This is a genomic window from Kineococcus vitellinus, from assembly GCF_009906315.1.
Classification (GTDB): domain Bacteria; phylum Actinomycetota; class Actinomycetes; order Actinomycetales; family Kineococcaceae; genus Kineococcus; species Kineococcus vitellinus.
The window spans coordinates 1-6,462 of sequence record NZ_JAAALL010000256.1 but is presented as its reverse complement, the minus strand read 5'-3'; the positions used below and the strand labels follow the sequence as shown (position 1 = coordinate 6,462).

The 6,462-nt window shown below is 71.6% G+C and carries 5 protein-coding genes; all 5 read right to left on the bottom strand.

Annotation, left to right across the window (positions count from 1 at the left end; all coding sequences use genetic code 11):
• Positions 1-6: 6 nt before the first annotated feature.
• The 5 genes from GTQ99_RS18180 to GTQ99_RS18160 all read right to left on the bottom strand — a co-directional run bounded on the left by GTQ99_RS18180 (position 7) and on the right by GTQ99_RS18160 (position 6,249).
• Entirely contained in the window at positions 7-954 is a 948-nt protein-coding gene (locus GTQ99_RS18180) for an ABC transporter permease (protein WP_166617132.1), read from the bottom strand.
• The gene (locus GTQ99_RS18175) at positions 947-1,873 is read right to left on the bottom strand and encodes an ABC transporter permease (protein ID WP_166617131.1); all 927 of its coding nucleotides are present in this window, start codon (positions 1,871-1,873) and stop codon (positions 947-949) included. The genes GTQ99_RS18180 and GTQ99_RS18175 overlap by 8 nt, the downstream gene beginning before the upstream one ends.
• A gap of 122 nt (positions 1,874-1,995) precedes the next feature.
• Positions 1,996-3,654: a peptide ABC transporter substrate-binding protein gene (locus GTQ99_RS18170; protein WP_420814585.1), complete on the bottom strand. Its 1,659-nt coding sequence runs from the start codon at positions 3,652-3,654 to the stop codon at positions 1,996-1,998.
• Positions 3,655-4,163: 509 nt separating this feature from the next.
• Complete coding sequence (gene ychF / locus GTQ99_RS18165) at positions 4,164-5,249, bottom strand: redox-regulated ATPase YchF (RefSeq protein WP_166617130.1); 1,086 nt, start codon at positions 5,247-5,249, stop codon at positions 4,164-4,166.
• A gap of 34 nt (positions 5,250-5,283) precedes the next feature.
• Complete coding sequence (locus GTQ99_RS18160) at positions 5,284-6,249, bottom strand: 4-hydroxy-3-methylbut-2-enyl diphosphate reductase (protein WP_166617133.1); 966 nt, start codon at positions 6,247-6,249, stop codon at positions 5,284-5,286.
• Positions 6,250-6,462 lie beyond the last annotated feature (213 nt).

The following is a 6,462-nucleotide window of genomic DNA, read 5'->3' as shown; positions in this document are numbered from 1 at the left end:
GGGCGTTCACCGGGTGCGGCCCTTCGGGTCGAGGGCGTCGCGCAGCGCGTCGCCGAGCATGAGGAAGGACAGGACGGTCAGCGACAGCCCGATCGACGGCCACAGCAGGACCCACGGGTCGGTGCGCAGCGAGCGCTGGGCGTTGGCGATGTCACCGCCCCAGGAGACGATGGTCTGCGGCAGCCCCAGGCCCAGGTACGACAGCGTCGCCTCGGCCGCGATGAAGGTGCCCAGCGAGATCGTCGCCACGACGATGACCGGCCCCAGCGCGTTCGGCACCACGTGGCGCACCAGGGTCGCCATCCGGCCCATGCCGAGGGACTTGGCCGCGGTGACGTACTCGTTGCCGCGCACCTGCAGGACGGCACCGCGCATGATGCGGGCCACCTGCGGCCAGCCGAACAGCGACAGCGTCAGCGCGACGGTCAGGACGTTGCGCGAGTTCAGCGTCTGCAGCAGGACGATGGCGCCCAGGATGAGCGGCAGGGCGAAGAAGATGTCCGCCACGCGGGAGAGCACCGCGTCCAGCCAGCCGCCGAAGAAGCCGGCCAGCGCCCCCACGACCCCGCCGACCACGACGACGACGACCGTGGTGAGCAGGCCGACGGCGATCGAGGCGCGCGCGCCGTGGACGACGCGGGCGTAGACGTCGGTGCCGGCCCGGGTCACCCCCAGCGGGTGCTCGGAGGAGGGGCCCTGCAGCGCGCTGGCCAGGTCGACGAAGCGCGGGTCCTGGGAGGTGAACCAGGACGGGAACAGCGCGACCACGGCCAGCGCGAGGATGATCACGCAGGGGACGATGAACAGCGGCCGCTTGCGCAGCCGCTTCCAGGCGTCGCCCCACAGGCTCGTGGAGGGCGCGCTCTCGTCGACGGCGTCGACGGCCGCCAGCGGCGTCTCCTCCAGCGGCGCGACGTAGTGCTCCTGGCCGGGGCGCACGGTGGTCTCAGACATAGCGGATCCTCGGGTCCAGGACGGCGTACAGCAGGTCGACGACCAGGTTCGCGATCAGGTAGACGAGCACCAGGACGGTGACGACCGAGACGACGGTCGGGCCCTCCTGGCGCACGACCGACTGGTAGAGCAGGTTGCCGACGCCGGGGATGTTGAAGATGCCCTCGGTGACGACGGCGCCGCCCATGAGCGCGCCGAGGTCGGTGCCGAGGAAGGTGACGACCGGGATGAGCGAGTTGCGCAGCACGTGGACCGTCATCACCCGCGGGCGCGACAGCCCCTTCGCCGTCGCCGTGCGCACGTGGTCCGCCGACAGGCCCTCGGCCACGGAGTTGCGGGTCAGCCGCAGCACGTAGGCGAAGGAGAGGGCGCCGAGCACCGCGCCCGGCATGATGAAGTCGGCGAGCGCGGGGTCGCCGCCGACCGTGGGCGAGACGATCCCCCACTTCACGCCGAAGACGAACTGGGAGACGAAGCCCAGGACGAACACCGGGATGCCGATGACGACGAGGCTGAGGAAGAGCACCGTGGAGTCGAAGACCCCGCCGCGGCGCAGACCGGCGATGAAGCCGAAGCCGATGCCGAGCACCGCCTCGATGACGAGGGCGACGAGGGCGAGCTTGATCGTCACGGGGAAGGCCCGGGCCAGCTGGTCGATGACCGGCTGACCGCTGAAGGACTGCCCGAAGTCGAAGGTGAAGATGCCCTTGAGGAAGAGCAGGTACTGCACGAGGAACGGCTCGTCCAGGTTGTACTGGGCCGTCAGGGTCGCGCGCGCCGACTCGCTGACCGGCTTGTCCCCGAAGAGCGCCAGGATGGGGTCACCGGGCAGCAGGAAGACGAGCGCGTAGATCAGGAGCGTCGCTCCGAAGAAGACGGGCACCATCTGCAGCAGACGGCGCCCGATGTACCAACCCATCACGAGCCTCCCTGGGGAACCACCGTCCGTGGTGGCCCCGGACTGTCGATCGTCGAACTCCGGGTCACGCGCGATGAGGGGGTGGGCCGGCGCGGTGCCGGCCCACCCCCTCCTCGGTCAGGTCAGGACTTGGTGACCTGGTAGTAGAGCGGAACGCTGTTCCAGCCGAACTGGACGTTCTCGGCGTTCTCGCCGAAGCCGCCGCTGGCGTTGGAGTACCACAGCGGGATGACCGGCAGGTCGGTGAACAGGATCGTCTGCGCCTGCTGCAGGAGCTCGTTCGCCTGGTCCTGGTCGGTCGTGCTGGCCGCCTGCTGCAGCAGCGCGTCGAACTCGGGGTTGGAGTAGTCGCCGTCGTTGGAGCCCGCGCCCGTGGCGTACAGCGGCCCGAGGAAGTTGTACAGACCCGGGTAGTCCGCCTGCCAGCCGGTGCGGAAGGCGCCGGTGATGGTGCGGTTGGTGACCTCGGTGCGGATCTGGGCGAAGGTCGGGTACGGAGCGCCCTCGGCCTGGATGCCCAGGGTCTGGCGGATGCTCGCCGTCACCGCGTCGACCCACTCCTGGTGACCGAGGTCGGTGTTGTAGGCGAGGGTGAAGGTGCCCGACCACGGCGAGATCGCGTCGGCCTGCGCCCACAGCTGCTTGGCCTTGGCGGCGTCGAAGGACAGCACCTCGTTGCCCGCGACGGTCTCGGAGTAGCCCGCGATGACCGGGGAGGTGAAGTCCTTGGCCGGGGTGCGGGTGCCGCTGAAGACCGTCTCGCAGATCTGGTCGCGGTCGATGGCGTAGGACAGCGCCTGGCGGCGCAGCTTGCCCTCCTCGCCGCCGAAGTGCGGCAGCCGCTCGGGGATGCAGTACGACTGGAAGACCGCCGCGGGGATGTTGACGGCGCGGTCGCCCAGGTCGTCCTCGAAGGTCGCCAGCGCCGACGGCGGGATGGCGTCCAGGACGTCGAGGTTGCCGCCCTGCAGGTCCGAGTAGGCGGCGTCGTTGGTCTCGTAGAAGACGAACGAGAGCGAGTCGTTCTGCGCCTTGCGCGGGCCGTCGTAGGTCTCGTTCGGCACGAAGTCGATGCGCACGTTGTGCTGCCAGGCGCCCTCGGCCTTGAGCTTGTACGGGCCGTTGCCGACCGGGTTCTCGCCGAAGGCCTCCATGTCGGCGAACGCCGACTCGGGCAGCGGGTAGAAGGCCGAGTAGCCAAGGCGCAGCGGGAAGTCGCTCTCGGGCTGCAGCAGCTTCACGGTGAAGGTGGTGTCGTCCACGACGGCCAGGCCGCTGAGCGTCTGCGCGGCCGGCGGCTCGCTCTGGACGGCCTCGAAGCCCTCGATGGGCTCGAAGAAGTAGCTCGACAGCTGCGCGTTGGTGCCCAGGGCGCCGTAGTTCCACGCGTCGACGAAGCTCTTGGCGGTGACGGGGGTGCCGTCGGAGAACGTCTGACCGCTCTTGATCTTGATCGTGTAGTTCTGCGCGTCGCTGGACTCGATCGACTCGGCGACGTCGTTCTCGGGGGTGCCGTCGGCCTTGTAGTACACGAGGCCGGCCCACAGCGAGTCGAGCAGGCGTCCGCCACCGACCTCGTTGGTGTTGGTGGGGACGAGCTTGTTCTGCGGCTCGCTGCCGTTGACGATGACGTCGCCACCGGTGCCGCCGCCGCTCTCGCCGCCGCCGGTGCCGGAGCCCTCGTCGTCGCTGCCGCCGCAGGCGGCCAGACCGGCCACGGCGGCCACGCCGACCAGGCCCTTCAGGCCGTCGCGACGGGTGAGGACGGGACCGCCCGCCACCACGCCCACGCGCTTGGCGGTCTGGTTCAGGTCGTCGTCCTGCTCGAAGCTGCTCAAGGTGGAACTCCTCCTCGCGAGCATGTCGTCCTGGGCAGGTTGCCCAGCGTGGGTGACTCCTGCACGGCAGGATGTCCACCTCAAAAGGTCGGGCAGCACGTTAACACTCGGTCAAGCCGTTTCCCGACGCCTCGGTCGAACGACGGGCCCGACCCGGTCACCGGGCCTCCTCCAGTGTCTCCCGCGCGGACGGCAGGTGCGTCACCCCGATCGCGCCGGGCGCCGCCGCCCTGCTCCATCGTCGCAGGTCAGGGGCCCTGCGAGGGCCGCGGAACCCGTTCGACGACCCGAGGTAACGATGTGGTTGCGTTCTGGTGTCCGCTCGTCCCGGCCGGCGCGGGCGGGTGCGCTCGCCCGCCGCGCCCCGCCGCCGGTGCCGCCGGCCCTGTCGCGGCCCTGTTGCGGGCCTGTTGCGGCCGTGTTGCCGGCGCGTTGCGCGGCTCGGGCCCGGCTCAGACGTTGAAGCGGAACTCCACCACGTCGCCGTCGGCCATGACGTAGTCCTTGCCCTCGATGCGGACCCTGCCGGCGGCCCGCGCGTCGGCCATCGACCCCGCCGCCACCAGGTCCTCGAAGGAGACGACCTCGGCCTTGATGAAGCCGCGCTGGAAGTCGGTGTGGATGACCCCGGCGGCCTGCGGAGCCGTCCAGCCGCGGTGGATCGTCCACGCGCGGGCCTCCTTCGGCCCCGCCGTCAGGTAGGTCTGCAGCCCCAGGGTGGCGAAGCCCACGCGGGCCAGCTGGTCCAGGCCCGACTCGTCCTGCCCGACCGAGGCCAGCAGCTCCGCGGCCTCCTCCGCCGGCAGCTCGGCCAGCTCCGACTCCAGCTTGGCGTCGAGGAAGACGGCCTCCGCCGGCGCCACCAGCGCCCGCAGCTCCTGCTTGCGGCCCTCGTCGCCCAGCACCGTCTCGTCGACGTTGAAGACGTAGAGGAAGGGCTTGGTGGTGAGCATGCCCAGCTCCCTGAGCGCCTCGACGTCCACGTCGTCGGCCGCCGTCGCCGCCGACAGCGGCCGGCCGGAGTCCAGGACCGCCTGCGCCGCCTGCGCGGCCTTGAGCACCGCCGGGTCGGCCCGCTTGCCCTTGACCTCCTTCTCCAGGCGCGGCAGGGCGCGCTCGAGGGTCTGCAGGTCGGCGAGCACCAGCTCGGTGTGCACCGTGGCGATGTCGTCGGCCGGGTCGACCGCACCGGCCACGTGCACGACGTCGGGGTCGGCGAAGGCGCGGGTCACCTGGCAGATGGCGTCCGCCTCGCGGATGTTGGCCAGGAACTTGTTGCCCAGCCCCTCGCCCTCGCTGGCGCCCTTGACGATGCCGGCGATGTCGACGAAGGAGACGGTCGCGGGCACCGTCTTCTCGCTGGAGAACAGCTCCGCGAGCCGGTGCAGCCGCGGGTCTGGCAGCGCGACCACGCCCACGTTGGGCTCGATCGTCGCGAAGGGGTAGTTCGCCGCGAGCGCGTCGTTCTGCGTCAGCGCGTTGAACAGGGTGGACTTGCCGACGTTGGGCAGGCCGACGATGCCGATGGTGAGAGCCACGGGTACCGGAGCTTACCCGCGGCGGGCGCCCCCCTCAGACGGGCGTGACGGGCAGCGAGCGCCGGGCGCCCGCCTTCAGCTCGCGGCGCAGGTCGGTGGGCAGCGAGAAGACGAGGTCCTCCTGGGCGGTGGTGACCTCCTCCACCTGCCCGAAGCCGCGCTCGGCCAGGAAGCGCAGGACGTCCTGCACGAGCACCTCGGGCACCGAGGCGCCGGAGGTCACCCCGACGGTGGTGACGCCCTCCAGCCAGGCCTCGTCGACCTCGTGGGCGTCGTCGACGCGGTGCGCGGCGCCCGCCCCCGCGTCCAGGGCGACCTCGACCAGGCGCACGGAGTTGGAGGAGTTGGCCGACCCCACGACGATGACCAGGTCGGCCTCGGGGGCGATCTTCTTCACCGCCACCTGCCGGTTGGAGGTGGCGTAGCAGATGTCGTCGCTGGGCGGGTCCTGCAGGTTCGGGAAGCGCCGGCGCAGGCGGCGCACCGTCTCCATCGTCTCGTCCACCGACAGCGTGGTCTGCGAGAGCCAGACGAGGTTGTCGGGGTCGCGGACCTCGACCGTGTCGGCGACCTCGGGGCTGTCCACGACGGTGATGTGCTCGGGGGCCTCCCCCGCGGTGCCCTCGACCTCCTCGTGGCCGGTGTGGCCGATGAGCAGGATCTCGGCGTCCTGCGCGGCGAAGCGGACGGCCTCCTTGTGCACCTTGGTCACCAGCGGGCACGTGGCGTCGATCGTGCGCAGCGAGCGCGCGGCCGCGGCCTCGCGCACGGCCGGGCTGACCCCGTGCGCGGAGAACACCAGGTGCGCCCCGCGCGGGACGGCGTCCGTCTCGTCGACGAAGACCGCGCCGCGCTCGGTCAGCGTCCGCACGACGTGCTTGTTGTGCACGATCTCCTTGCGGACGTAGACGGGCGCGCCGTGCAGCTCCAGGGCCTTCTCCACCGCGACGACCGCGCGGTCCACCCCCGCGCAGTACCCGCGCGGAGCGGCCAGCAGCACCCGCCGCCCGCCGTCCCAGGCCGCCCGGGGACCGGCCGCCGCGACCGCCGCGGTGTCGTTGCAGTCGTCGCCGCCGTCGAGGAGGTCGGCGGAGCTGGCGTCCTGGGCAGTCTGGGTCACGCAGCCATGGTAAGGCGGCCCGGCGGGCGCTCCCCGTGCAGCGCGGGGCGCCGGCGCCCGTGGGGCAGGATGCTGCGGTGCCCGCCGCCGACC

What these genes read in the sequence shown, in the direction of transcription:
- GTQ99_RS18180 (WP_166617132.1), bottom strand. Translation starts at nt 954, where the DNA reads ATGTCTGAGACCACCGTGCGCCCCGGCCAGGAGCACTACGTCGCGCCG.
- GTQ99_RS18175 (WP_166617131.1), bottom strand. Translation starts at nt 1,873, where the DNA reads ATGGGTTGGTACATCGGGCGCCGTCTGCTGCAGATGGTGCCCGTCTTC.